The sequence below is a fragment of the Atopostipes suicloacalis DSM 15692 genome (assembly GCF_900129085.1).
GTDB lineage: Bacteria > Bacillota > Bacilli > Lactobacillales > Carnobacteriaceae_A > Atopostipes > Atopostipes suicloacalis.
Genome location: NZ_FQUF01000021.1, coordinates 21,363 through 48,118, shown reverse-complemented (window position 1 = coordinate 48,118; position 26,756 = coordinate 21,363). Strand labels below are relative to the sequence as shown.

22 protein-coding genes and 1 tRNA gene are annotated in these 26,756 nt (G+C 35.8%); 8 read left to right on the top strand and 15 right to left on the bottom strand.

All coding sequences use genetic code 11. The features are described 5' to 3' along the window. The first annotated feature begins 433 nt into the window (after positions 1–433). Genes BUB96_RS07245 through BUB96_RS07230 form a run of 4 tightly spaced genes read left to right on the top strand, consistent with a single transcriptional unit; the run spans position 434 to position 2,833 of the window. Positions 434–1,042, top strand: a complete 609-nt coding sequence (locus BUB96_RS07245) for an NfeD family protein (RefSeq protein WP_073298211.1) — start codon at positions 434–436, stop codon at positions 1,040–1,042. A gap of 21 nt (positions 1,043–1,063) precedes the next feature. Continuing rightward, complete coding sequence (gene floA, locus BUB96_RS07240; protein ID WP_073298210.1) at positions 1,064–2,077, top strand: flotillin-like protein FloA; 1,014 nt, start codon at positions 1,064–1,066, stop codon at positions 2,075–2,077. Between the two features lie 30 nt (positions 2,078–2,107). Then, positions 2,108–2,548: a hypothetical protein gene (locus BUB96_RS07235; RefSeq protein ID WP_073298209.1), complete on the top strand. Its 441-nt coding sequence runs from the start codon at positions 2,108–2,110 to the stop codon at positions 2,546–2,548. Between the two features lie 36 nt (positions 2,549–2,584). Further along, positions 2,585–2,833, top strand: coding sequence for a GlsB/YeaQ/YmgE family stress response membrane protein (locus tag BUB96_RS07230; protein WP_073298208.1), 249 nt, complete (start codon positions 2,585–2,587; stop codon positions 2,831–2,833). 93 nt (positions 2,834–2,926) lie between these two features. Here the strand turns inward: BUB96_RS07230 and BUB96_RS07225 are convergent, their stop codons facing one another. The 5 genes from BUB96_RS07225 to BUB96_RS07205 all read right to left on the bottom strand — a co-directional run bounded on the left by BUB96_RS07225 (position 2,927) and on the right by BUB96_RS07205 (position 7,984). Beyond that, entirely contained in the window at positions 2,927–4,537 is a 1,611-nt protein-coding gene (locus tag BUB96_RS07225; protein WP_073298207.1) for an ABC1 kinase family protein, read from the bottom strand. Positions 4,538–4,593: 56 nt separating this feature from the next. Further along, the gene (locus BUB96_RS07220) at positions 4,594–4,893 is read right to left on the bottom strand and encodes a phasin family protein (protein WP_073298206.1); all 300 of its coding nucleotides are present in this window, start codon (positions 4,891–4,893) and stop codon (positions 4,594–4,596) included. 125 nt (positions 4,894–5,018) lie between these two features. Continuing rightward, positions 5,019–5,696, bottom strand: a complete 678-nt coding sequence (locus tag BUB96_RS07215; protein ID WP_073298205.1) for a DUF6320 domain-containing protein — start codon at positions 5,694–5,696, stop codon at positions 5,019–5,021. Beyond that, a complete protein-coding gene (locus BUB96_RS07210) occupies positions 5,693–7,057 on the bottom strand; it encodes a condensation domain-containing protein (protein WP_073298204.1) in 1,365 nt (454 codons plus the stop codon). The genes BUB96_RS07215 and BUB96_RS07210 overlap by 4 nt, the downstream gene beginning before the upstream one ends. 15 nt (positions 7,058–7,072) lie before the next feature. Then, positions 7,073–7,984 carry an alpha/beta hydrolase gene (locus BUB96_RS07205; RefSeq protein WP_073298203.1) on the bottom strand — a complete coding sequence of 304 codons (912 nt, stop codon included), beginning with the start codon at positions 7,982–7,984 and terminating at the stop codon, positions 7,073–7,075. Between the two features lie 306 nt (positions 7,985–8,290). Between BUB96_RS07205 and spxA the strand changes: the two genes are divergently transcribed. Then, positions 8,291–8,701: a transcriptional regulator SpxA gene (spxA, locus tag BUB96_RS07200; RefSeq protein WP_073298202.1), complete on the top strand. Its 411-nt coding sequence runs from the start codon at positions 8,291–8,293 to the stop codon at positions 8,699–8,701. A 329-nt stretch (positions 8,702–9,030) separates the two neighbouring features. Here the strand turns inward: spxA and BUB96_RS07195 are convergent, their stop codons facing one another. After that, positions 9,031–9,912, bottom strand: coding sequence for an NAD-dependent epimerase/dehydratase family protein (locus tag BUB96_RS07195; RefSeq protein WP_073298201.1), 882 nt, complete (start codon positions 9,910–9,912; stop codon positions 9,031–9,033). 154 nt (positions 9,913–10,066) lie between these two features. Between BUB96_RS07195 and BUB96_RS07190 the strand changes: the two genes are divergently transcribed. Beyond that, the gene (locus BUB96_RS07190) at positions 10,067–10,522 is read left to right on the top strand and encodes a DUF2188 domain-containing protein (RefSeq protein ID WP_073298200.1); all 456 of its coding nucleotides are present in this window, start codon (positions 10,067–10,069) and stop codon (positions 10,520–10,522) included. Positions 10,523–10,595: 73 nt separating this feature from the next. Here the strand turns inward: BUB96_RS07190 and BUB96_RS07185 are convergent, their stop codons facing one another. Beyond that, positions 10,596–11,906: a mechanosensitive ion channel gene (locus BUB96_RS07185; protein WP_073298199.1), complete on the bottom strand. Its 1,311-nt coding sequence runs from the start codon at positions 11,904–11,906 to the stop codon at positions 10,596–10,598. A 519-nt stretch (positions 11,907–12,425) separates the two neighbouring features. Here BUB96_RS07185 and BUB96_RS07180 point away from each other — a divergent pair. Continuing rightward, a complete protein-coding gene (locus BUB96_RS07180; RefSeq protein ID WP_073298198.1) occupies positions 12,426–12,638 on the top strand; it encodes a DUF378 domain-containing protein in 213 nt (70 codons plus the stop codon). A gap of 153 nt (positions 12,639–12,791) precedes the next feature. Next, positions 12,792–12,876, top strand: a tRNA-Leu gene (locus BUB96_RS07175). A 55-nt stretch (positions 12,877–12,931) separates the two neighbouring features. Here BUB96_RS07175 and BUB96_RS07170 read toward each other — a convergent pair. From BUB96_RS07170 to BUB96_RS07135, 8 genes are all read right to left on the bottom strand, one after another. Beyond that, a complete protein-coding gene (locus BUB96_RS07170; RefSeq protein WP_073298197.1) occupies positions 12,932–13,783 on the bottom strand; it encodes a sulfurtransferase in 852 nt (283 codons plus the stop codon). Positions 13,784–13,805: 22 nt separating this feature from the next. Next, positions 13,806–15,128, bottom strand: coding sequence for a DUF1186 domain-containing protein (locus BUB96_RS07165; RefSeq protein WP_073298196.1), 1,323 nt, complete (start codon positions 15,126–15,128; stop codon positions 13,806–13,808). A gap of 180 nt (positions 15,129–15,308) precedes the next feature. After that, a complete protein-coding gene (locus BUB96_RS07160; protein WP_143274298.1) occupies positions 15,309–16,604 on the bottom strand; it encodes a TIGR02679 family protein in 1,296 nt (431 codons plus the stop codon). Between the two features lie 11 nt (positions 16,605–16,615). Continuing rightward, on the bottom strand, positions 16,616–20,731 hold the full coding sequence (locus BUB96_RS07155) for a TIGR02680 family protein (protein WP_073298214.1): 4,116 nt from the start codon (positions 20,729–20,731) through the stop codon (positions 16,616–16,618). An 18-nt stretch (positions 20,732–20,749) separates the two neighbouring features. Continuing rightward, positions 20,750–21,913 carry a TIGR02678 family protein gene (locus BUB96_RS07150; protein ID WP_073298194.1) on the bottom strand — a complete coding sequence of 388 codons (1,164 nt, stop codon included), beginning with the start codon at positions 21,911–21,913 and terminating at the stop codon, positions 20,750–20,752. Then, a complete protein-coding gene (locus BUB96_RS07145) occupies positions 21,906–23,402 on the bottom strand; it encodes a TIGR02677 family protein (RefSeq protein WP_073298193.1) in 1,497 nt (498 codons plus the stop codon). The genes BUB96_RS07150 and BUB96_RS07145 overlap by 8 nt, the downstream gene beginning before the upstream one ends. 578 nt (positions 23,403–23,980) lie before the next feature. After that, the gene (locus BUB96_RS07140; protein WP_200789068.1) at positions 23,981–25,282 is read right to left on the bottom strand and encodes a PTS sugar transporter subunit IIC; all 1,302 of its coding nucleotides are present in this window, start codon (positions 25,280–25,282) and stop codon (positions 23,981–23,983) included. 47 nt (positions 25,283–25,329) lie between these two features. Beyond that, positions 25,330–26,703 carry a glycoside hydrolase family 1 protein gene (locus tag BUB96_RS07135; RefSeq protein ID WP_073298192.1) on the bottom strand — a complete coding sequence of 458 codons (1,374 nt, stop codon included), beginning with the start codon at positions 26,701–26,703 and terminating at the stop codon, positions 25,330–25,332. Positions 26,704–26,756 lie beyond the last annotated feature (53 nt).

Genomic DNA, 26,756 nt, shown 5'->3' with positions numbered 1-26,756 from the left:
TTTAGGTTTATTCGTGTCCAAAGGACCATCTAATATACAACATACAATTGTCTTCTGATGAACGTCGATTCCACAACATGTCTCAATCATAACTTCCATGATGAAAACCTCCATCAAATAATTTAGGAAACAGAACATTCTATAAAATATTGTAATTTTATTTTCACATTCTAAGATGTATTCGGCTTATCGCAAAAGATAAAATGTTCATCCAGTTTTTTATACAGGTTCGGCAAAACCCATTAAACCTTCGGATTAATGTTTCCTATGTTAATTATAGGATACTCTCTCTTTTCTGTCATGGCTTAGATTGCGAAGCAATCATATAGTTTTTTATAGATAAAAGCCTGGAAAAATATTGTTTTAATTTCTTTACACTACCTAAAGATGATATACTTTGAATATAGGCACATATTTGGAGGGGGTTAAACATGTGGAAACTTTACTTTTAACCATCGGCTTTATGGGAATTGTTTTTTTAATATTGACTCCTTGGACTAAAACAGGAATTATCGTTTCAGTTGGAAGCCTAGTCGCTTATTTTTATTTTGCGGGAATTACGAGTTGGGCTCCTTTGATTTTATTTGTCGTTGGACTTGTTTTATTTATTCTAGAGATTTTAATCCCCGGCTTTGGTTTATTGGGATTATTAGGAATAGGCTCGGTTGCATTAGGTATTTATTATACAGTAGGCGATTTTGGAATAATGATTCGAGATTTGAGTCTTGCACTCATTGCATCAACAACATTAATGTTTGTTTTAATAAAAAATGGTTATTCACTTTCAAATTTAAGTAGACTTGTCTTAAATACGAGCAGCCAACAAACAAAAGATGTTGAGGACGCCGAAGAACAGACTCCACTCAAGGTAGGAATGGTAGGAGAAGCGGTTACTCCACTACGACCATCAGGAAAAGTTGCTTTTGATGAGAACACACACATATATGATGTATTAAGCTCAGAAGGACATATAGATACAGGCACCAATGTAATTATTCAAGAAATTAATGGTACAAAAGTTGTTGTTCGCAGAAAAAAATAAAAAAGAACAGAGGTAGATGATATGGATACATTTTTAACAGGAAATTTTATCAATTTTATTATTATCGCGATACTCCTACTTGGAATTATTAGTTTAGTTTTGCGGTTTATCCCTATTGGTTTATGGGTGACTGCTTACTTTTCAGGAGTACGAGTTGGTTTATTTACGCTTGTGGGGATGCGTTTACGTCGAGTAAGTCCACATGAGATTATCCGTCCTCAAATCAAGGCAACGAAAGCAGGTCTAGATTTATCGATTGATGAATTAGAAGCTCATTATTTAGCAGGTGGAAACATTAATGACATTATCGATGCCTTAATCGCTTCAGAACGAGCAAATATTGCGCTAAGTTTTGAAAAAGCTGCAGCAATCGACTTAGCGGGACGAAGTGTTTTTGAAGCCGTTCAAGTCTCTGTTAACCCTAAAGTCATCGAAACACCAAATATTGCTGCTGTTGCTAAGAACGGTATTGAAATTATTGCAAAAGCAAAAGTAACTGTTCGTGCAAACATTGACCGCTTAGTGGGTGGTGCGGGTGAAGACACCATTATTGCGCGTGTCGGTGAAGGAATTGTTACAACTGTTGGATCGGCTCATAAACATTCCAAAGTATTAGAAAACCCTGATATGATTTCTCAGACTGTATTAAATAAAGGTTTAGATGCAGGGACAGCTTTTGAAATTCTTTCTATTGATATTGCTGACGTAGACGTTGGCCGAAATATTGGTGCAAAATTACAAACAGATCAAGCAGAAGCCGATAAAAACATTGCGCAAGCAAAAGCCGAAGAACAAAGAGCAATGGCTATTGCCCGTGAACAAGAAATGCGTGCGAAAGTTACCGAAGCGGAAGCGGAAGTTCCTCTTGCCATTGCTGAAGCCTTTAGAAGTGGAAACTTAGGAATTATGGATTACTACAATATGAAAAATGTACAGGCTGATTCTGACATGAGAAAATCAATTTCGCGTGAAATGAATGATGATGACTCAAATAATAGGAATGAAAACAAAAATCGAAACAACTATAAAAATTAAGTTTGATTTTTAAGAAATGGATGTGCTTAGATGGACTCAAACAATCCAAACTTAAACCCTAAACAAGAAAAATTAGTTAAACGATTGGAAGAAATTAGACGGAAGCGAAACATGCAAGAGACGCAAAAAGCAACTCCAGATAGAACCAAAGAAAAGCGAAGTCTTGAACAACAAGACTCGCAGAAACGGAATCGAAATAAACAACAGCGTCCTACAAGGAAAACGAAGCAATCGTCTACACCAAGTGCTCAAAAACGAAAACAACTGACTCAATCGAAGAAAAGAGAGCCCTCAAGGAAATCAACTTCTTATCCGGGACAATATGCTACGACCAAACAGTCAACTCAATCAAAACAGCAAAGCAAAAACCGCCTTATTGAAAAGTTGTCAGATGGTGATCAACTCGCGGATGCTATAATTTTAAGCGAGATTCTGAGCAAACCAGTTGCACTCAGAAATAGATATTGGTAAACTATTAATGTATTAATCGAATGGAGGAGATATATTATGATAGGTTTTTTACTTTCACTAGTTGTCGGAGGAATTATTGGTGCGATTGCCGAGAGTTTAATGAATCGTGAAGTTCCAGGTGGTATTTTAGGAAATATTATCTTAGGTTTTATTGGTTCTTGGGTCGGTTCATTAATCTTTAATGACTGGGGTCCAGTTATTCAAGACTTTGCAATTATCCCTGCAATACTGGGCGCTGTAATCGTCGTCTTCTTATTCAGCTGGATTGCTGGAAAGACTCGTTAATCAATTAATCTGAACATAACATATGCATAATAAAAAACGATGATGCTCATCAATTGATGGGCACCATCGTTTTTTTAATCGTTCTTTTAAAAGTCACAGAGTTCCTGAGCGAATAATTGAAATCAGTAACCACAAGCCCATTAAACCTGCTCCTAAGAAAATCAAAATCGCTAGATTCGATAAGCTAGGACTGCTAGCACTTACAATAATAAAAGCCGAGGCTAGAATCAAGGCGGCAATAATAATCGCAAACACTAAACGGTTCACCATTTTATTTATTTCGACACTTTTCTTATCCCAGTTTAAAATTTCCAAATTGAGTCGTGTTCTACCCTTCACGAGAGTGTCTAGCCCTTTTCTAAGGGAAGTCGGTAATTCTAAGGTATCTGAAGATAATTGGACTGCTTTTAGACCCAGGTGCTCATCGGTGAGGTGCTTAAACGGCGAGAAACCCTTGCTCTCTTTGAGATAGGTTTTAGCAATATCCATGACGTTCACTTTTGTATGAAAGTCACTTACAATTCCTTCAATAACCCCCATAGATTTGGCTAACATAATAAAATCATTAGGCATGATCAAACTATGTTTATGTGTAATTTTTAAAATATCATTAAATAAAGAACCAATATCAATTTGTGAAAGATCTTTAGCTACATAGATGTAGAAGAAATTTTCTAAATCTTCATAAAGGACAAAACGATCCACCTCTGACTTTACAATCGCCATCTGCAGCAATAAGTTCATCAAACCATCAATGTCCTCAAAAACAATTGCATCTAATATCTCTAGGAGACGCTCTCTATTTTGTTCCGACAGCTCACCATATAAACCAAAGTCAATATAAATAATCTGTTTATCACTAATAATAATATTTCCCGGATGAGGATCCCCATGAAAAAAACCATCTTCAAAGACTTGGGTTAAAAACGTATAAACAAATTTTTCTACAAAATCCTCTTTGTCATAACCTGCTTGAACAATTTTATCCATATCTAAGCCGTTAATCCCAGAAACATATTCTTCTACCAATACCCTTTTTGATACATATTCAAGAAAAGGTTCCGGCGCTGAGATAACTGGTCGCTTTTTATTATTTCTCCTAAAGCGAATTAAAGCATTCACTTCATTTCGAAAATCTAATTCAATTCTCGTGGCTTTTTCTACTTCCGCCAAGGCCACTTCCGCATCAACTACAAAGCTTTTTATCGTCTCTGGGGCCATAGAAATAATGCGTGAAAACAACCGAATATCTCGCAACAAATCTTCTTCCATATCGGGTCTTTGTACTTTAATAATCACTTCTCGTCCATCTAAGGTACGTGCCCGATGGACTTGGGCAATCGAAGCACTAGCGAGAGGTTTTTCATCCACCCATTCAAATTCATTTTCAATTTTTCGATCAAATTCTTCTTCAAAACTCTCTTCAATTTTATCAAATGAAAAAGGAGGGGCTTGATCTCGAAGCTTCGCTAATTCTTCAATATAATCAGGAGGCAACAAATCCGGACGAGTGGATAGTATTTGGCCAAATTTAATAAAGGTCGGACCTAGCTCTTCAAAAGCATGTCGTAAACTTACTGCATCCTGAGAACCGCTCCTTTTCCCTATTTTAGTTCGATAAATATGACCAAAACCATAAGACGCAAGTACGGTTGCAATTTCAGTTAGCCGTCCCCGTCCGGTCTTTTTTTTCTTGTCAGTCATTGCCGCCTCCTTTAAGAAAACTTTACAAGCCCTCTCGATAAAATCAATGGTTCAATTTAGTCTTCTTTATCTTTACTTAATTCTGTTTCTAATTCTTGAATTCGTTGTTCCAATTGTTCTATATCTTTTCTTTGAGCAATATTCATTTCTAAAAGAACAGATTCAATCTCTGCACGATCTTTTTCACTAACTTCTTCTTTCTTACTTTGGATCAGTTCTTCTGTTAGTTTCTTTCCTTCTTCAACGGTTAATTTTCCTTGACTGACTAGCTCATCAACATACTCTGAAACCTTATCCATTGCTAACGCAGTTCCGCCAATACCAATCATCGCTAATTTCTTAAGTTGTTCAAACATTTTACATTCCTCCTCGTATTTTTCCTTCTATGATAATTATAAACCAAACATTATGAAATAACAGTAATAAGGCAGAGACAAATAAACGAATTTATAAAGAAAAGATTACAGAGACAAGTTTTAAATTAAATATGCATTCTTTTTTGAAGTTCCTTCATCACTTTTCTTCGGTATCGTATCAATATAAAAACAAACAAACTGAAACTGAAAACCACCGAAACGATACTGGGTAATGGATCTCCCGTCCACCCCATCAGTAAAAATATTAAAGGCACAATCCCGACCATCGCTGCTAATTGAAGATACAATACATAATCTTCCACTTTTAAACGAACTACTCGAATCGAAATCGATATTGCAATTAGAGAAGATATACTTAAAATCGGAACAACAAAGGTAATCGACCAGCCTCTCCATCCTCTGAGATAGTCCATATAAATACTCACTATCGAAACAAAAAACAGGATATAATTAATCGCTTTTGCAAGATTCCTTCTTTTTCTCACTAGGAAAACAATATTTGTCCAAGTGACCATCAGCCCTAATATCACGTATTCCAAGCCAAAGAATTCAAATGTCCAAAAATATTGAACAATAAAATAGAATAAAACAATCACTAAAGAATATCTCAAAAAAGATTGGAGTGCTTTTTCACGATTAAACCGTAAAGGAATATTTGGAAAAGAGGTGTTTTGTTCTTTCGTTGAATCTTTTGAATCTTTCTGAACCAAAGTTGTCTGACATAACGGACAATGTGACCAATCTCCTTTTACAGTCGCTTCACAATGAGAACAATAACTCATAATTCCTGCAGCTCCTCTCGTGTCACTTTATTAACATCTATACTTACCTCTAATCCTTTTTGCGTAAGATAGCGAACAAACCATTGAACAATATTCGTCTCCGTATAAGGGCTTGTAAAAGTTACATTTAACTGATTTCGGTAACTAATCATGCAAAATTGAGGGCGAATAACAGAGGTATAAAAATTAAAATCTTTTACATAAGGACTAATCTGTTTAGGTAAGTCCACTCTTCCTAAATTTGACATCGCTCCAGTAATTTTTCGATTATTTAATTGATTGATTACTTTTAAAACTAAATCCTTAATCGGGCGCAAGATAATCCGGGCCGCAGGATTATATTCATAATCAATCAGCTTTCGCAAACGGTTCTCCAAAGCTTCTTTTTCTAGTTTCTTTTGAAATTGCTGATCCAGCTCTTGACAGATCTTACTTAGTGAGGGTTCTTCCGTTTTTTTAAACGTATAAGCCACTTTAGTTGTACTAAAAAAATTTCGAACCGTCACTGAAGGAAAAAACTGTCGCAAATTAATGGGGATAGATACACTAATCGTTGTCTCCTTACGCTGTTCTTTACTCGTCATATAAACAGAAAGAACATACAAAGCCGTTAAATAAATTGTTAAGGAAACATTCTCGGCTCGAGCAAGTTCAAGCGTTTTCTTCAATGGCAGATCAAGGTTGATAATTCTCGGTCGATGATCTGCTGTTTTAGTTCCTTTAATCTGATAGACTTTCTCATCAATCTGTTGCTCAAGCGGGCGTGGGAAAAATTTCTGCGCGGAAGCTTTTTCTTCTACATTCGAATGAGAAAAAAGTTTAAACGGACGTGTAAATCGATCCAAAGCTAGACTATCTTCTTTTCTAAAATAACGATTAAAACTATCCTCTAAATTTTCTTTTTCTCTTTTTATTTTTAAAGAGGGGTGTTCTTCATTTTCTAGATGTTTTAATTTTACATACTCCGTTAATAAATCTTCAAAAAACCATAATGCACCCGTTCCATCCGTTAAAGCATGAAAGACTTCTAAATGAATCCTATTTTCTCTATACAATACTCTAAATAAAAAATTTCTTCTTCCAGATTGATAAATTGGAGAAACAGGAGGATCTGTTTCGAATTTTACTCTTGGATTGACCTCACTCCTTTCCAAATAATACCAAAAATACCCTCGTCTTAAGGTGCTATGGAATAACGTATATTCTTCGTACGTGGTATTCAAAGCCATTTGAAGAAGTTCGGGCTCTACTTTTTCTGTCATTTCTGCGGATAGTCTAAAAACTTTTGTGTCAATTTCATTTTGAGTAGCCAAGAAGATATTTGAAGCATTGTCTAATCGATACCATTCTCTCTCGTTCAAAAGAATCTTCCTTCCTTAATGACTTAAAAACTCATTGATAAACGCATAGGTTTTTTCGACAGGTTCTAAATAAGGCGGATATTTGATAAATCCATGTACCGTGTCCAATAACCGATGAATCTCCACTTGATTTCCTGCTTCTTTCAGTGCTTTTCCATACGCTTCGCCTTCATCCCGTAAAGGATCAAACTCAGAAGTAATCACTAATGCATCCGGCTGTCCACTCAAATCCTCAGCCATAAGTGGCGCAATAAAAGGGCTTTTTCGCGTTTCCTTATCCGGTTCATACATTTCCATATATTCTTGAACTTTTTTAATCGTCAAACCATAATCATAACCATTTGTTGCCATCGATTTAAAAGGCGACTCGCTAGAGTGATCCCAATAAGTCAGTGGATATAAAAGGATTTGTTTGTCCGGTAATTTTTCATTTTCTTCTTTCAATTTTAAAGTTACCGCAGCTACCAGATTTCCTCCAGCTGAATCTCCCATCAGAACCCATTTTCTTTTTTCATTATTTTTCTTTGAATTTAACAAGACTTTTACCACCCGAAGGCAGTCATTAAAACCAGCAGGGTAAGGATGTTCAGGGGCTAAGCGATAATTTATAGAATAAACAGGGCGCCCTAAATGATTGGCTAAATTCATACACGCTCGCGTATAGGTATCAATATCCCCAAGCGCCCAGCCACCTCCATGAATATAAATGATATTTTCTTCGTGCAGTATTTTATCTGGGAAAAATACACGTACAGGAATTTCGTGCTCTTCTTCAAGCGAATAAATTTTTTCGTCTAAAACACGATATTTATTGCTGACATCTTTAGAAAAGAAACTTTGCATCTTTCTAATCCAGATATAATCCTCTTGCATATCAATTCTGGGTGAAGAAGCTAATTTCAATACAAACTTAAATAATGGATTCATAAAGCACCTCAAATAATTTTTCTTTGTTCGTTATAGTTTATCATATTTCATCCCCTAAAACAGAATTCTACCTATCTTGACATTTATTACATACTAGTTACAAGTATGAATGTTTGATGAAAAATTGTATATCCCCTAATGAGGGCTTGATATCGCTTATTTTACAGGGTATAATAAGAATTGGAAATAATCGTTCGCATTTTAAGGAGTTTGACGTACATATAACTTAATAATTTTGTATACTCGGGCTTCTTCTACTCAGCAAAATGATCGGGCGAGATCTTTTCAACAAAGGAGTAGATATTGATGATAAAACTTTATGTATCACCTAGTTGTACCTCATGTAGGAAAGCGAAAAGTTGGTTGGAAGAACACAATCTAGGGTATGAAGAAAAGAACATCTATCATGAACCATTATCTAAAGACGAGATTAAAGAAATCTTGATGTTAACGGATGAAGGTACCGAAGAAATTATTTCCTATCGCTCTCAAGCCTACCAAGACTTGGAAGTGGATATTGATAGTCTTTCAATGAATGAATTATTAAATTTATTTATTGAAGAGCCGAGTTTAATCCGTCGCCCTATTATTATGGACGATCGTCGATTACAAATTGGCTATAATGAAGAGGAAATTCGCATGTTCTTACCTAGAGAAATTCGTGAGATTGAACTAGCTGAAATCCACGAACGTCTTGAAGAAGTTGAGACTGCATAATTTTTCATACATTATTAGAGGATAGCCTCAAATCCAAAAAGACTGGAAGTCTAATGACTTTCAGTCTTTTTTCATTCAAAATTATTTTGACATTCTGACTTACGAGACATTTTCTAGGATTATGTCTCGTATTTTTGACTTATGAGACTTTTTCTAAGATTATGTCTCGTATTTTTGATTTACTGGACTTTTTCTAAGATTATGTCTCGTATTTTTGATTTGCGGGACTTTTTCTAGGATTATGTCTCGTATTTTTGACTTATGAGACATTTTCTAGGATTATGTCTCGTATTTTATAAAATAGTTGATTCAGTTTCTAAATAAAATGATTAGACGCGCAGCTCTTCGACTAAGTCTTGCATTAAAGGTTTCATCCACTCTTCTAGACTCTTTAAGTTAAAGCCTTCGTTAGCAATTTTATCAGAAATTAAATATTGATCGTGTGAGACGCTAAATGGCGAAGCGGCTTTGTTTTCTGCAGAATAATCTACCGTTAACTCTTTCCCTACGGCTTCTTCTAGCCAGTCCATTAAGGTTTGAATGGTAACGGCATCCCTTGTACTAACGTTATAAATTCCTTCTTTTTTATTTTCTATTGCCCACACAATGGATTCTGCAGCAGTGGTTCCTTTGATGTAATTTATTTTAGCTTCTGCTTTTTCAAAAAGAATGGTCTCATTATTTAGAGCTTTTTGAACGTAGTAATGGAGGCGTTCTGTATAATCATCAAGATCCAATACAATCGGAAAACGATAGGCTGTCACTTCAAAAGGCGCTTCAGTAAACAGCACTTGTTCTGCTTGTCGTTTACCTTCTCCATAGTCCACTTCAATGGTTGGATCAATTTTATAGGTATAAGGATCAAAGTCACTTTCTTGATAGCCGTCTTTCGCCCCTGAATAAACGGCCATAGAAGAAGTAAAATGCAGCTGCTGTGTGACGTTTGTAAATTTATCAATTAAAAGCTTTGCCTCTTCTTTTGTATAACACACATTATTAAATACGGCTTCCCATTTTTGATTCACAACCTCTTTCCAGCCTGGATGGTTACGATCGTGAGCGTCGAGTAAAACGTGATGCACGCGATCACCAAAGTCGTGCTCCGTATTCCCTCGAGTCGCAATCGTAACCTCATGGCCGTGCTCAATGAGTCGTTCTACTGCCTTCTTTCCAAAAAAGCGAGTTCCACCTATTACTAGAATCTTTGTCATTTTATGTGCTCCTTGCCCTTGAGTTTTCTTTGGTTCTTCTGATTTATTCTATCAGATTTGCCCTCTTTCCGAAATGACTAAGCGTTGTATTCGCATATTTTGTGTGGGCGTGTTTTAATTTAGTTAATAGTAGAAAGAAATAGGAGGAGTTTTTATGCCATGGGATATGAATGATTACCCAGCGTCAATGAAAAATATGGATCCTCTTGTGCGAAAAAAAGCGATTGATATTGCGAATGCACTGGAAGAAGAGGGTTATGATGAGGACCGTTTGATTCCGATTGCTCAGTCGCAAGCGGGGGATTGGTTTGATAATGCTTCTGAGAAGGAGAAAAAGGCGTACGAAAAGGAGCCGGATCCTTCTAAGGGAGATAAGCATGATGAGAGTGGAAACCCAGATTTAGTGGATAATGATGTGGAAGTGAAGTATGACGACGATAAATGGAAGGTACAGACGGTAGGTGCGAAACGACCGGATCAGACCTTTGAGTATAAAGAAGATGCGGTGGGTCGTGCTGAGGATTTGGCTAGAAATAAAAAGAGTTCGGTTCATATTTATAAGCAGGATGGATCGCTCCAAGAAAAGAAAACGCCTAAACCAAAAGAATAAGAAAAACAAACGGTGAAGCCTTTAAAAGGACTTCACCGTTTTTATTTGGGATTTATTTTTTTTTTATCTTAGCTTACATGTCAAAGTCAGAAGGTTCTTTTTGGTCAGCACCTGGTGACTCATCTTTCTTTTTTTCTTTGTCTACTTTGTCATCTAATTTTTCAAGTTGTTTTCGAGCAAAGTCACGTCCACCTAATCCAAAGGCTAGAGCAAAGGCAACGGCCACTCCTCCGATAATAAAGATAAAGGCGGTATTTACAATGCTACTTGCAAAGTTTAGTTGATCTAATACCATAAATAGTGAGAAAGCAACTAGGAGGTATTGAACAAGTCGACCTGCCCAACGGCTTCCGGATGAACGAGTAAATAGATTACCTATCCATTGTCCTCCAATGAGTCCTAAGCCTAGAATAATTAAAGCAAAGATCACATTTGGTAAGTAGGCAATAATTGCTGCACCAATTGCATTTAAGACTTGTAAGTTTAGTGCATTTAAAGCTTCAACGAAGAAGAATAAACCGATTAAACCAGAAACGACTTGACCGATAACTTTGGCAAGATCTAGTTTTTCTACTCCAGAAACATCGACACTATCTGTTAGATTATTAATTCCAGTTCCTTGTAGTAAATTCTTAACCATATCCCCTACAAATTTTGCAACTGCCATACCTACCGCTAAAAGAATAACAGCGACTAGGATATTAGGAATAGCTGCCATAATAGAGTTTAGAACAAGAATAATTGGTTCTGAAATGGAACGAATACCTAATACTTCTAAAGCTACCGTTAAAATAGGAATCAGAATTAGGACGTAAACAATGTTAGCTAATACTTTAGCGATTGAATCTTTATTCTCTTTGTATGTAGAGGCTGCATCAGTTGCTTCACCTTGCGCAGTTCTACCTGATGTTGAACGATCAGTTTGTCCTGTTAATTTAGAGATCCAACGATCAATGTTTAAGGTTAAAGCTAAGTTATACACTAAATTTCGAACAAATTTACCAACGACTACAGCAATCACAACTAAAACTATAGCGGCTAACAGATTCGGTACAAAAGCTAATGCCGTATGCATCATATTTTGAATCGGTTGTGCTACAGAAGTTAAGCCAAAGGTTTCAAAGATTCCTGGTAAGAACAACACCCATACTAAGTAATATAAAACTTGTCCTAGCATGTCGATCATATGAGCACCTTGTTCTTCGGATTGTGCAGCCCCCCATCCAACTAATCGGTTATCCATATCGGCTGCTCTTAATCCTTTAGTAGTTCCTTTCTTTACTAAAGTAGCAATCAGCCAAGCAACTAATATTAATACAATTCCGCCAAGCAAACTCGGCAAGGCTCCTGCAAAATAATTCCATGTATTCTGCAATTGGTTCATAAATATCCTCTCCTCTAATAATTTATTTATCTAATGATAAGTCTAGTATAGGAATAATTTTTTTATTAATAAAGCAATTAGCCTTGAAAGAATCTTTTTTTTGATAAATAGATTTTTAAACAATATTTTTAGCTATAAACAAGACGTTAATTCTTTTATCTTTAATTTAAAATGATTGAAAAAGTGCTGGGAAAACAAAAAAACGTAGACAGGTCTCGTCTACGCTAGCTGGCAATCTATTAAATTTTCATTTAATCAGACAAGAGATGTGTTCACAGCACGGTCTCTTCATCACTATTCAAATCTCATGCAGTGATGTGCAAATGACCTATCTGAAATAAATCAAACGTTCGGTCGGCTCATCGCATAAGCAATTGCTAGTATAGCATGGTCATTCGTAGAACACAAGGGATTTTTGATAATAATGGTTCTTTTGTTTTATTTTTAGGGCTTATGGTTAGTAAGCGTTTTATCTCCATGCTATATTTAACTCACCAAATAAGAAAGGAGATGAATCTTATGAAAACATTAGATAATATTGCCTTAGCTCTTACAATCATTGGTGGATTGAACTGGCTATTGGTCGGTCTTTTTGAATTTGATTTAGTTGCTTCTATTTTTGGTGGTCAAACCGCACTCTTAGCTAAAATCGTCTATGTTCTTGTAGGTCTTAGTGCACTTTACTGCTTGAAATTTTTCGGAAATATCAACAGAACAAACGTAAATAGATAGAAATTGTTCAACTTTTATTCGAACAGAAATAACCCTACTTCAATTTAAACAGTAGGGTTATTTTTTTGTAGCAACACCTTTTAATAGAAACACGTAAAATGAAATTGACACAGCGCATAATAATTGCTAAAATAACTATTGCAGTTTGATTAAGCGCACATGGCGGAATGGTAGACGCGCCAGCTTGAGGGGCTGGTGGGGAGATTTCCCTGTGGAAGTTCGAGTCTTCTTGTGCGCATTGAATTGAATAAGTTAAAACCTCCCATTTTTTGGGAGGCTTTTTTTATTCTTCTTTATTCTTCTTTAGACGTTTCCCCTTTTTCTATCGCATTGCCCTCATAAGAAACCCAGTCACTATACCCTCCGGCATAAAGCTTAACATCAGTATAGCCAGCCATTTTTAGTGCAATATAATTGGGTGTAGCAGTGACTCCAGAGCCACAATAAACAACAACCGGTTCGTCTTTATTTATTTCGGAAAATCTTTCTTCTTGTTCTTTCTCATTTTTAAACGAACCTTCACTCAGACTTTCATCCCAAACCTTATTCAAAGCTCCCGGGATATGTCCTGGAATTTTATCCATCGGCTCTACTTTTCCTAAATAACGTTCTGAAGCTCTTGAATCGATTAAAACAGATTCATCCGTCGCGTTTTCGACGATTTCTTTGACTTCCTCAAATGATGCCAGCATTTCTTTTTGAATGTTGATTTCATATTTCGCAGGATGCGCTTTAGGTATTTTTGTGGTTACAGGAAAATTGGCTGCACTCCATCCGCTAAATCCTTCGTTTAATAGATAGATCTTTTCATGTCCAATATATTTCAGTAGCCACCAAAAACGAGAAGCGTACTGTCCACCGCCCGCATCATAGGCAATTACTGTTTTTGCGTTATCGATTCCCACCTTTTCAATATCTTTTTTAAATGAATCGAGCTCTGGAAGTGGATGTCTACCTCCATGTTTTGATACAGGCCCTGAAAGCTGTTCTTTCAAATCGAAATAAAAAGCACCAGGGATATGACTTTCGCTATACTGGTCTCTTCCTAATTCGGGCTGGCTTAAGTCAAAGCGACAATCTATAATGATAACCTCTTCATTTTTTAAATGTTTAACCAGCCATTCTTTTTCTATAATAAATTCCATTTAATTCTCCTCCTTTAAATTCCTAGTCTACAAATTGAGAAATGAAGGCTTCTACTTCTTCTGTTCGATCGCCAAATATAGAAATAACCTCTTCACTTGCAAGTTTTTTGTGAAGTTCTTCAACCCAATCTTTGCTTCGATAATGAATTTTGTAGGACTGGTCATACTCTTCAAAGGATTGAATAGTTTCCTTCTCACTTTTTGCTTTAAAGTGTTCGAAGGCATCAATAAGATAAGAAGCTTTAGCGATCTCTTCCTTCGAATAATTGATGGGTTCCTCCATTGGACGCGTTCGGCGATGTAAAGCAAGATAGACTAAACGATCAATTTGGATCGCTTCTTGATCAAATTTATCTGAAAGTCGTACATTCTCTTCTTTGCCATCCCCTTCAATTATTGGGTATTTTTTCAACCAACGTTCTTGTACCGCTATGGGCTCTTGCTGTTTTTCTTTATAAATATTCTCTTTCTTCAGGCAGCATTTTTTATATTTCTTGCCACTCCCACATGGGCAAGGTTCATTTCGACCAATTTTTTTATCTTTCGGTACATTTTGGTTCTCTTGTTCTAGTTTTTCTCTTGCTTTTTGAAAGTGTTTTTCGTTTTTTATTTCTTCTTCTTTTGTTTTTTCAAACATTGCCCATTGGTAAATCTCATCTACAATATTATCAATAAAATAAACTTGTTCTTGATCATTGGAATAATCATACATATAATCAATAAAGCTATCATACAGGCCAAAAAAGTTTTCATCAATTCGACCGACATCATAAAGAGCTTGAACATCGTCGATGAGCTCAAATAACTTTCTATCTATAATAATGCCTTGAATTAATATCGCTATGTCGTTTTCTGAATTGTCAGGCTCGGTGGCTAATAATTTTCGTAAATATTGTATGAATGCTTCTTTACTTACCCTTCCATCAGTATATAATTTTCCATAAGCATCTAAAACAGCCCCACGAACAAACAAATCAACCTTTGGATTTTCGATGACCGTTTCTAATTGTTCTAAACGACCGTCAAAAGTGCTATAAATAATTGAATTTAAATCTTCTGTAATAAGGTCTCCAAACATAGCGTCTACTCTATCAGGTGGCATAGAAATTAATTTAAGAATGCGTGGAAAACCTTCTTTTTCTCTAAATTGAGCCAATAAATAAAACACATAAAAATACAAAAAATAGTCATCATCTTCTACCGTGGATTCAGGATATTCAATCATTTCATCTAATTCATTTAGTAAAATTTTTGTCGTTTCTTCTTGATTTTCTATCGCTTGTTCAAGAGCTTCGCGAGGAAACTCTTCATTAAAATATCTTAATTTATCCATTGTGCCCTTCATTCTTTCGCCTCCGTTTTTTTGTATCTTTATATTAACACATATTATTTATTTCCATCTTTAAAATCTGTCCGCATCCTATCACTCTATGATATGTTACAACAGCCTTAATAATGAGTAGTCGACTTGAAGTCATTGAGGAACGTGAAATTTGGGTATGACTTTGACCTGTCGTCTCTATGATTAATCTTTCTTCTTTAACTCTTCGATCATTTCATCCAACAAGGCTTCTTGGTAACCAGGAACTTGAAGTTTTAAAACCTGATTTTTTATCTCTTTCAGTTCTGAATGGTTAATGTTAGAAAATTGACTCAATCGCTGGGAAGATATTTTCTCTTCTTTAGATAAGGATTTTTCGTATGAGCGGACATCCATTTTCCATAATTGAACATGATGCGGATAGCGACGGAGCAGTCGATTTGCCATACCTATCCCTTCCGGATCGAAATCTCCACTATAATACAGCGTACAATCTTGCTTCACCAGCAAATCTAAACAACGCCAAACGGCTAATGTAAATTGCCCATGTGTACAAATCAGAGGCACATCTGCAATTTTATCTAATAAGCTGGAAAACACTCCAGAATTTTCAACAATCCACACTTCATTCATAGAACTTGCTGGATACAATTTTTGTACATCCACTAATTCACGAATTGGAACATTCAGTACACTATGTGATTGATAAGCCGCTTCCCAAACTTTCTTTTTATGTCCTTCTGTATAAGCCAAAATATTCGCGACGGATACATAATTGGTAATATCATCACGCAAAACATTATACTCAAATAACAATTCTGTAATGCCTTCATTGGTTGTTGGAACTTTAACTGGTTCATTAAAAGATTGAGCTTTCTCTACAGCAAGTAAATGAACCAACAGTTTTCCTAGTTTTTGATTGCGGTCAAACCCATGAGGATTTTTCGTCATCTGTTGTGCAAAGACAGGCAAGCGGATGGGAACACTTGGCGCATATTTCACCACTTGATTCAAAATTGCTACGGATTGTTCAAAATTCTTGAAAGATTTTTCAAGGAAGCGATAAATCCAATGACTATCTGCCGGCTTCTGTTCAATATAACTTAACCAATCGTTTACATAAGGATAGTTACTTTTTAACTCTTCAAAAAACGCTTGATTTCTTTGAAGATTAGAGGCCGCTTGTTCTTTTTTTGAAATCAAAGGCGTCTCAAAATAAGCTTCAAGTAATTGTTTTAAAGATAACCCATCAAACTTATAACGATTCAATTGATTCTCAAATTGCCGTAAAGTAATGCTCCCTTTATCTAACAGCTGATCCCTACGTACTCCTAAAAAACGGGATAATTCATTAATATCCTCCATCGAATATTCACTCAAGGAGACATTTCCACCAATTCTCCCCAATGACTCATACTTCTTTTTGAATTCAAAAAACAAAATGTCATACACAGATTCGGATTTAAAAAATGTAACGGCTTCTTTTATCATTTGCTTCATTTTATCCAACCTTATTCTTCATCATTTGTTAAGAGTTTTCTTTTATTTCCATCCCAAACATACCGAATAACGGCAACATGGTCAGCATTCTGTGGACGATACAATTCACTAATCCCTAATTCAGAAACCGTTGGATAATCTCCCCATAAAACTTGCGAGTTGATAATGTAATTTAGATCTAATTCTTCAATGACTTCAAAGAGATCGGCAATATTCTCATCATCCACTCCAGCAAAAGCTTCATCTAAAGAGATTAAATACGGAGCTTCTTCATTAGCTTCTAAATATCTTGAATATGTTGCAATAAATAAAGGAATATACATTGTGCGCGCCTTTTCTCCTCCACTAAACGTATAAAATTGATTATCGGTCAATGGACGTTTTCTATTGCTTCCCGCCCGTTGAAAGCTTAATTCAAAGGTAAACCATTGTCTATAATCCAGGACTTGCTTCAATACTTGTAACAAGGTTTGCATTTCAGTTGATTCATCCATTAAAGCTTTCGCACGTTCAATCCGTGTTCGAAAATGGGTAGTCACTCGATCAATATCGTCATCCTTTAATAAACGCGGATCTTGACGTAACAGACTCACCAAATCTTCCGTATCCAGTTCTTCTTCAGTTTCGGCCGTTTTTGGTTTCCAACGAATAGAAAGTTTCAGTCCTGAAGAATCATTTCTGGACTCCATTAAATTTTTCATCTCTTCAACCCATCTTTCAGCACGGCCAATTCTTGAGCGTAATTTATTTCCAACCGATTGAAAGAGAATCTCTTCGTAAAGTTGTTTATCTTGTTCATCTAAATATACTTTTTGACGTTCTTGTTCCTGCTTCAAATCTTTTTCTACAATATAAGGGCTGACTGTTTTTCCTTGGTAGCTTAATTCCACTAAATCTCTAGAACGTGCTGCTTTCCATTCATCCATTAGCGGGCGATACATCGCATGATGCACTCCTGCCATCCAATCCGGAACTTCTATCGATACTGTGCGTTGTGCAGGACTGTATTCTATCAAATAATCTTGTTGTTCATTTTTAACCTTTGATAAGCGCCCCAATAAATAAGAAGATTCCTGATCTGATCGATATTTAAATCTTTTTTGCAGTTCTTTGGCTTTCTCCTCCAAAGTCACCCCTTCTAAATCAAGTACAAGATAACCTTTTCGATATTCATTGGTAAAAGATACAGCCCAAGCCTCTTTTAATTGTTTGCGAAAATCTAAAAATTCCTCTTTCTCTTCAATTGTTTTTTTAACATGGTATAAATCTCGTTTTTCTATTGCATGTCGCTCTCTTTTCTCTTGTATTAAACGATTTAGACTCTGTATTTTTTCTTGAACTTCTTTAATCTGTTCTTGAATATCTTTTACACCTTCTTGTTCCATTTGTTGCTCAATCTGTAGAATTTCTTTACCTAAATGACGTATTTCATACTCAAAGCGATTTGTATCGCCCTTTAACTGTAAAATCTCTTCTTCCAGCTCATCCAAACGCGATAAAATATCCGCTTTCCGTTGAAATTCATTAAACTGTTTACCATGTTCAAATCGTAATTCTCCCAACAATCTTTCATAATGACGCATAGATTGCATCGCTTCAAGATAAGCCGAAAGCTCTAATACTATGTCTTCTTTTTTTGTTTTTTGATCTAATCCTCTTTTTTGTGTACGCAAGGCATTCCCAATTTTTTTAACCTCTTCAGATAGCTGAAAAATTCGGTCACTTAATTGAGAGATTTCAAAGCGAATTTCATGGATAGTATGATAACCTTCCGCTAAATCTTCGTCATCAGGGAACGTTATAAAATGCTCTTTCGCCTGGCTAATGGCTTGTTCTAATTTTTCTTTATCTTTGAATCCTTGTGTGATTTCAGCTTCTTTTAATTGAATTTCTTGCTGAAGTCGTTGGATTTGTTCTTCTTTATAACGCTTGCGGGCATTTCGGCCGATAAATCGAACAGACTCAATTGGAATCGCATGACCTTTCATTAACCCTATCGAATAATGTCCCTCTTCTGAAATAGACAATACTTCCTCCGTGGATTCATCAATTATGATACTACGCAAAACTTGATCCACAAGTTCTTCAGAAAGATTTAACTCTTCGTCCACATCCGGTTTTAAAAGATCAGCAAGCGTGTACGCCATAAGTTGGGGATTAGGTTTTAACAATCGATCATGCTTGATTGAAAAATCTTTTTCTGCAATCAAAGCATCTAAAAGCCCTGAATCAATCAAAGCCGCTTCAATTCGTTTTTGTGTTTCTTCATTCACCTGTTCACGAAACTCAACCACACTGTACAAAGGAGCTGCTTGAATTCCCTTTTTCTCTAACTCTTTTCGTGCGTCAATCGTTAAAGGATGTGTATCTGGATTTGGGTCTTTTTTCTTTTTCCATTCCTCCAACTCTATTTTCAACTGATCAAGCTCTTCTTTCTTTGCATTCATCGCTATCTGCTTTTCAGCCAATTGTCCCCGTTTAGAGGTTTCATAATCTGAAACTGCCATCCGCAACGGCTCACGCACTTGCTCATAACGCGTAGTTTCATATAATTGTTCTAGTGCACGTGACATTTCTTGAATCGCTGCCTCAGTGATGGTTAAATAATCCGCCTCTTTAATCCATTGATGGATTAAATTAAGCTGCCGATTCTTTTCTTCATTAAATAATTCCGTCCATTTTTGGGCATGATGACGTAGTTGATCAAGTTCCTGGTTAACTTGGCCAAGTTCTTGATCTTTTTTTGCATACTGGGTCTTTAACCCTTCAAATACACGCAGTTCTTCAGAAATAGTTTCTAAATGCTTCATATAATCATTCGTTTGCTTATTCCAAACCGCAAAAGAAAAGTCGGTCTCTGAATTATCCGAGAAATCTTCACTATGCATGGCATTTATTTCGGAAAAGCTGGCTTCCAAAGCATCCGCCGCTAAATCTTCTAAATGACTCTCAATATTTTTTTGCTGTTCATAAAGATTCATTTGCACACGATCGAGCGATTCTCGAGCATGAAATTCTTTCGTTTGTGTCGATAATAAACGCGCTTCTATTTCTTGAAGTCGACTTTTCGTTTCTTCTAAATCTTCTTCTTTTTCATGAAGCTCTTGTTGCAAATTCCATATCTTATGCTGTTCTAAACGTTGTCGTCTTTTATCGGTCGTTTCATAATCTAAATCGTATTCTCGAAGATCGGTTTCTAGGCGAGTGATCGATTCTTGTAAATCTTTCGCTTGTTTAGCTTCCATATGATAGGTTTTTTCTTCTTTTTCTAGGTCCTTTGAAGCTTGAAGGTAGCCACTTGCTTGATTGTACAGAACTTTTTCGTTATAGGCTGTGTAAGCACGCGTAATTTCTGTTAGAGCTTGCGTTTCCATTTCGATTTGTTCCAGTTGTTGCTTGGATTGATCCATCTGTTCGATGGTGTCTGAAAGGTAGCGCAAATCTTCATCCGAAAGCGGAGCTAAGGCGGCTTTTAGAATTTCGTGAATGACAGTTGGTCTATAATCTTTTGATAGTTTTGGACTGCGCAATTGAATCAACAACTTGATTAAATCTTCATATTCTTCAATCGTTTCATAACCAAATACATATTGGTTCACTAGTTGTGCATATTCATTGCGGGTGTCCACGACATGTCCGCCTTCTCCTATTCGATTTCGTAATTGGATTTTGGATAAAGGAATTTTAACTTTTTTGCCGTCATGTGTTTCATTTTTATATAAAAGAAAGTCTTGCCCAATTCTTCGATTATCTGTCAATACAAAGCCCCAGAAATTTAATTGCTTGCCTCTACGTGCCTGCAAACCAATCCCAATCGTGAGATACTGATCAGTTTCTTTCCTTTTAAATTCCATGTACAAATAACCCGTACGTTCTTCATAGCCCGTAACGTCTTTTTCACCCAGTAAATAATCTTCCATTTTTCGTGCTCTAGAACCAAATGGGTCCAACCGTTCTGGCCGCGTCGATCCATCCAATAAAACTGGAAGAAAACTTTGCATCGTCACTGATTTTCCTGATCCATTATTCCCCCTAAGTAATAGTTTTCCACCCACAAAATCAAACACTTCGTCTTCGTAATACCAATAATTAAATAAACCTGCTCGATTCACTTGCCATTTATTCACTGATTTACTCAAATCCCGTTAATCCTCTCTCTCAAAATCGTTTGGGTATTCGCCCATCATTCGACCCACTGCAGGTAGTAAAATAATCAGCTTCGTTCCCTCTTCTATCTTTGCAAAAGACCATTCAATAAAATGATTCAAAACATCTTCTGTTATTTTATTTAAGCTACTTTTTTCTCGATACTCAACACTCCACCCCTGATGATAATCCTCTTTTACCTGTTCGATCATCTGTTCAAATTGAGGTCGAGTAAATTGTATTTCGCCAAAGGCATTCTTAGAATAATTCGTCTGATTTTGACGAATATACGCCTGCACATGCAAAGAGACTAAAGTAATTCCCTTACGATCAGGAAACACTTGATACAATTGGCTTTGTTCCGGTAAAGTCAACATCGCAGCATTTTTGGACACTTGTAGCTCAAAAGGCGTATGCGTCTCAAAATCTTCGCGAACACGATTACGATAGCGCCGAATATAATCAAAGTCTAGATCTTCTTCATCTTCTCGGTACATCACCGGCTCAAACATCAGCTTGCGGTAAGTTCTTTTTTGACGTGCGTTTTCTTGATTCTCTTCCCATTCCATTTGTAAAATATCTTCTATCTTTGTACATTCTTTCAGGGAACGCATATGATTTCTCATAAAATAACGCGACAAAACCGTTGCTTGATAAAGCACTTCCTGATCTTCAGAATAAGCAAATTGTTCCAAGCCCCCAGCAGTACTATCCACTTCATGGATACACTCAAACTCAATTAACTTCTTCATCGCTCGAACAAGCGATTGACGATGCTGGTAATTGGTCCAATCCAGAGGAATCAATCCCGAATAAAGTTCTTCTAATGCTGTAGCAAACTCGGAAAGTAAAAATTGATCATCCACCGAACGTCTTTCAAGATAGGCCAAACCACAACAAAAAATTGCATAGTCTCTTGGATTTTGAAACTCTTGAATTCCCATCCAGTTTCTCGGTTGAAAGGGAACTTTTTCTAGTTTAATAAAATCTTTATGAATTATAAGAGAGAATCCAAATTTTTCTGAAATATAACGCCTTAAAGCTTTCTCATTTTCACGAATTAACTGATAGTTAGCTGGATCCTGCTCACGAATAATCCAAAAATTCTCAAACAATAAAGCAAGGGCTTCTTGTTGCTCCAATTCAAAGCCTGTTTCAAGCATGATCCTCTCCCCTTTCTTCTAACAATTCAAAGGAAACATTTGGCATTTCTAAATCACCATCATCCGCATGTAAAATAATCCGATCCTTCTTCCACTTCACTTTCACTCGTACTCCAAAATCTGATTGGATGATTTGATCTTTTTGACCTATTGCTTTTCCCATCCAAGACAAGAAAATCTGGCGGACTTTTGGTTCAACTCGTTCAATTTGATCTAATTCAATTCGCTGATTATCCATGTATTTTTCAAGCCATTTTTCTTCTAATTGTTTCTGTTTCAAGAACTCTGCTTTTGCTTTACGGCGTTTCTCTGTTCGATCAATTACCGCGTGAGCTTTGGTCTTTTCACTATATTGGCGAATCATCGGTTTGGTTACATGTATCTTTGGCTCAAAATCCCAAATCTCCGTATAAATATCATCCGTTGGGTTTTGGTCAATCAAATAATGACGCGTATGAGCGACCCCAAAGGCTACCGAGAATAATTTATGTGCTTCTTCAACCTCTTCCAGTTCACTAAACCATTTACCTAAATGTAGATAGTCTTCTCGTCGACTTCTAAAATTTTGATGCCGCTCGCCCATCCGTTGTACGACTTGCGTAATTTTACGAATTGCTTCTGACGTTCGCTCCAACAGCATCTCTGACTCGCTTTTTCCATATCCAGACGTCCCTCTAAACCAAGATTGGATCGCTTCCCACTTTCCAGTATAATCTTCAAACTGTTTTGTCTCTTCTGTTACCTCCACTTCTTCTAAGCGAGATTGCGCTTTATGTTTCCATACTTGGTCAAAAAAGTCATATAATTTTTCAACTGGTAACTCCTTTAACACCGATTTAATCTGTTCAGAAGTCGACTGCATGGCTCGAATAAATTCTCGTAGATATTTCGTGAATTGATCTTTATACATTAAAAACGCTTCCGTTTGCATGCGTTCTTCGACCTCTTCACTGTTAATATAGGCAATATAATCTGAGGTATTTTGAACAATTTGTCGAAAGTATGTCTGTAAATCTTCCCACAATTGATTGGCTTCTTCATTCTTTATCGTGTTTTGACGATGGACAACTTCTTCCAGTTCTTGAAGTAGTTGATACAGGCGATCAAACTGAGTGCGCTCCAAGGCCCCACCAAAGGCTTCTTCTTTGTTTTCCATCTCGGACAGCATTCGTTCAAATTCAATCGTATAGGGAGTGGGTTGATAGCGAAATCTTTTTTTCTTATATTCTTCGATTGTTTTGGAACTGCCCATCTCTTGTCTTGGGAATAGGTTCCCCCATTTGACTAATTGATCCAAGTCTAAATGCAAACTTTCTTCTTCATATGTTTCAAAGCTTTCTTGTTCTTTCAAATACTGATAAATTTCTTCAGGAAATATGAATTCTCGCATTCTTTCATGTTGTATAAAAAAATAGCGCAAAATCATTCGGTATCGCAAATGATTATCCGCTGTTAAATATGCTGCTTCTTTCACCTTTCTTAATGGCATCACTGTCACCCTCCAAACGTATGTTTTATTCTCTTAAGTTTAGCATAGTTGGGAGGTGGGTTAAAGGTTCTTCCAACGAAATTTCTTCTATTATTTGTCTCAATTGTGATGCTAATTATTATTTCTCCCAAAAAAAGTGATAGTCGCTTTTTTTAATTAGCTCCTACCACTTTTATATTTATTGTTTTATTCTTATTTCTTTAGTCTTTCTCTACAAATCTAAAGGTCGATAATGGCTTGAGGTCTTCGATTAAACAAATTGCTTCAGGTAATACATTTCCTACAACATTACGAGAAATATATACTAAAGCGTAAGTAATTTCTTTGAACCCATGTATATATCCCTTTTATTTTCCAACATCATATTTTTCTATCTTTAAAACAGAAAAAACAGTAAAAGGTTCTTATTAATTTTTAGGTCCTATATTATTGACCACTAACCAAATCTTAAACGGTATGTTTATTATTTGAAGGTATATAAAATCCCCCTAAGCTTTTTTAGTCTTTACATTAGGGGGATGGGATAACAACACTTTCTTATATCGATGTGTTTTTTTATACACTTTATATTTACATCGCTACTCTTGGGTGGCTTGTTTGTGTAAAACAGCCTCACTAATTTTTAAGAATGGCAAATAGATTATCACTCCTAATATCAATAAAAACACCTGTAGTACACTTGCTCGCCAATCTCCTGCTGTAGCGAGATAACCACTGATAATTGGTGGAGTAATCCAAGGAACTAATACGACTGTTCTGCTAACTAATCCTATCACAGTTGCAAAATAAGCAATTAAAGTCTGTAAAATAGGCAATAGTACAAAAGGAATCATCATTGGCAAATTAAACACAATTGGTAAACCATAAATAACTGGTTCATTAATTTCAAAAATACCTGAAGCTAATCCTAGTTTAGCTACTTGGTTATATTGCTTAACTTTTGAAAAAATTAAAATAGCAATAATTAATGACATTGTTGCACCTGTTCCACCCATTTGTGCAAAAGCTGTTTGAAAACTAACAGTTAAAATATTAGGAGCTTCTCTGCCACTCTCAAAGGCCAAAGTATTTTCATTAATATTTTGTGTCATAAATGGTTCGGTAAAGGGACCATTTATAACAGACTGGTGAATTCCTAAAGTATAGAGAAAATTACCTAAACTGTATAGAAATAAATACCCCACTAAACTCGTTCCAATACCACGTAAAGGTGCTTGAATAAATTTAATAATTAAACTTATCAAATCTGTCCCCATTGTTACTTTTAATAGTACTGAGATGAGTGAAAATAAAGAAATTGTGATAACAACAGGGATTAATAAACTAAAAGCTGCGCCTACAGCTGGAGGTACCTGATCTCCTAAATTAATCCTTAATGCTTTCACTTCACTTAATTTTAATATGATTTCCGTTGCAAGCAACCCGATTATAATACCACCGAACATTGACTCCGTACCTAAATTAGCTAAACTCAAAACGCCTGTTACTTCTACTTCTGCTCCTTCTACAGTAGTAGCCACAACAGTATTTGGCATCATTACAATATAAGTTGCTAATACAGCAATAGATATAGAAATCGGACTGCTATACTTTTTATTTCTAGCTAAGAAAAATGAAATCGCTGGACACAAAAGTAAACCTGCAATATTCAGTGTTCCTTGAGATATATTTGTTCCAAATAGCTGAGCGGTTTCTAACGTTGCTCCAGAAAATATCCAAGGAAATAATACATTATTTATCAATACAGCCAAACCTGCCATGATAAATAGTGGCGATAGAGTAGAGAATGCATCTCGCAAAGAACGTAGATGTACTTGATTTCCAATTTTAGTTGCAAAGTTTATAAAACTATTTATAAACTTATTTTCAGAAATATCCATTGTAGTCACTCCTATTAATTTTTATTATATAAATTTACGAGTATATATTAATCTATATTTTCTGCATTAGATTCTATAACTTTCTTCAACCAATCATAACTTTTTTTCGGGACACGCTTTAAATCCTTTAAATCATGATTTTCGCGATTTACATAAACAACCCCATAACGCTTACGCATATCCCCTTGGGAACTTAAAATATCAATCATTCCCCAACCCAGATAGCCCATTACATCAACACCATCTAATTCAACAGCATCTTTCATTGCTTGTAAATGATCTTTTAAATATTCTATTCTATAATCATCTTGGATTGGATTCTTTCCATCCCATTCCTCAATGACTCCAATTCCATTTTCTATTGGAAATACAGGTAAATGATAACGAGAGTATATTTTATTCAAGACGTTACGAAAACCTAAAGGATCAATTTGCCAATTCCACTCAGAAGCTTCTAAATATTCATTATCAACTTGGCCTTGCTCTAAAAAACCATTGGGTGGAGTATCTTCAGGTATATTTCTATGGTCAATGACTAAGCTTTGGTAATAACTAAATGTTAAATAATCACTCCTTACTTTACTTAAAACATCTAAGTCTCCTTCTTGTAATTTTAAATCTATTCCTTCATTTTCTACAAAAGTCCAAAATGAATCTAAATATCTTCCATACACAAAAACTTCTAGTAAATTATTATTTAGAAATTCATCCGCTTGTCTCGCAACAAAAACATCTTTAGGATGGCTTGTAGCTGGATAAACTTCCTGATAAGCTAACATCCCACTAATTTGACAATCGGTCTCTTCATGGATGTAATTGGCCACATAAGCATGAGCTATCATTACATTATGCTGGATTTGATATAATTCATCTAATGTCTTATTACCTGTTAAATATCCGGCTGGTTGAAATGCTTGAGTTTCCATGTGATAAACATTCTGTTCATTAAATGTAATCCAATGTTTCACTTTATGGCCAAAGCGTTTCACCATTTCAATTCCATATCTTGCGAAGGCATCTGTCACTTCTCTAGATAAAAAGCCATTATATTTTTCAGCTAAATTTAATGGCATATCAAAATGATATAAACAAATCATAGGTTCGATACCACGTTCAATTAAATCATCAATAAATTGATTATAAAACGCAATACCTTCTTCATTAAATTCTCCATCCCCACCAGGATTCACACGACTCCATGAAATTTGGAATCGATACATATTCATCCCTAAATCTTCCATGAAGTCAAAATCTTCTTTATAACGATGGTAAGAATCGGTGGCGACTGTCCAATCCGAAGCAAATTCGGAAGCTTCCCGAATATCATAAACGGACTTCCCTTTTCCTCCTTCATTCCATGCCCCTTCTGTCTGCATGCTCGAAACCGAATTTCCCCAATAAAAGCCTTTTTTTAATACCATTTTATTCCTCCTTCAATATGTTATAATCATCATATCAGAGTTTTCCGTTTATG